The 1015-nt window shown below is 69.6% G+C and carries 1 protein-coding gene and 1 pseudogene; one reads left to right on the forward strand and one right to left on the reverse strand.

Features of this window, described 5'->3' with window-relative positions; all coding sequences use genetic code 11:
• Window positions 1-48: 48 nt before the first annotated feature.
• A pseudogene (locus O0J73_RS22420) lies at window positions 49-360 on the forward strand (multidrug efflux SMR transporter); the annotation flags it as partial.
• Here the strand turns inward: O0J73_RS22420 and coq7 are convergent.
• Window positions 349-993 (reverse strand): 2-polyprenyl-3-methyl-6-methoxy-1,4-benzoquinone monooxygenase, encoded by a 645-nt coding sequence (gene coq7 / locus O0J73_RS22425; protein ID WP_053509146.1) that lies wholly within the window; start codon window positions 991-993, stop codon window positions 349-351. The pseudogene O0J73_RS22420 and the gene coq7 overlap by 12 nt on opposite strands.
• Window positions 994-1015: the final 22 nt, after the last annotated feature.

A 1015-nucleotide genomic window follows, 5' to 3' on the forward strand; every position in this document is an offset into this window, starting at 1 on the left:
CCCCGCCCCCCGTTTCGTTTTTTCAAAAAAGGTAAGGAGCCCCCACCCATGCCCTGGATCTACCTGCTGCTGGCCGGCCTGTTCGAGATCGGTTTCGCCCTTGGAATGAAGTACTCCGAAGGCTTCAGTAAACCCCTGCCCACCGCTGCCACGGTGGTGTCCGCCCTGATCAGCCTGTACCTGATGAGCCAGGCGATGAAGAGCATCCCGGTCGGCACGGCCTACGCGATCTGGACCGGTATCGGCGCCATGGGCGTGGCGGTGCTGGGCATCTACCTGTTCAACGACAGCGCATCGCCGGCCCGCCTGGCCTGCGTCGGCCTGATCGTGGCCGGCACTACCTGGGGCTTACAGCCGGTAAGCGATGGTCTTCATCACCCTGGAGGCCAGCGCCATCGCCCCCGGAATCGGGAACGGCAGGCGGCGGGCGCCGGCCTGTTCGGCGTGTTCCGCATGGCGGGCCTCGTCGTCCTTCATCACCTGGATGACGGCGCGGCTGCGCAGGTCACCTGCCGGCAGGTCGACCAGGTGCTCGTCCAGATGGGCCTCCACCTGGCGCTCGGTTTCGACCACGAAGCCCAGGTTCCAGCCGTCACCGCGCAGCCCGGCCAGGGTGCCGATGGTGTAGCTGCCGGCGTACCACAGCGGGTTGAACAGGCTGGGACGGCTGTCGAGCTCGCCCAGCCGGGTGGCGCACCAGGCCAGGTGGTCGGTCTCTTCCTGGGCGGCTTCCAGCAGGTGTTCACGCGTGGCCGGGTCGCGGGCCACCGCCGCCTGGCCGAAATACAGGCCCTGCGCGCAGACCTCGCCGACGTGGTTGATCCGCATCAGGCCCGCCGCGTGGCGGCGCTCGGTGCTGTCCATGCCCGGCTCGTCGGTGTCCGCGGCCGGGTAGGGGCGGGCCGCCGGCGGGTTGCCGAACACCGTGTCCAGGGCGCGCTGCGCCTCGGTCAGCAGGTGGTCCAGCGGGGTGGTCTGGCGGAGTGCGGTCATGGCGGTACGGGTGGGGCGGGGG

The organism is Stenotrophomonas sp. Sm6012 (assembly GCF_030985895.1).
GTDB lineage: Bacteria > Pseudomonadota > Gammaproteobacteria > Xanthomonadales > Xanthomonadaceae > Stenotrophomonas > Stenotrophomonas forensis.

Coding starts and splice junctions, on each gene's coding strand:
- coq7 (WP_053509146.1), bottom strand. CDS start 993: ATGACCGCACTCCGCCAGACCACCCCGCTGGACCACCTGCTGACCGAG.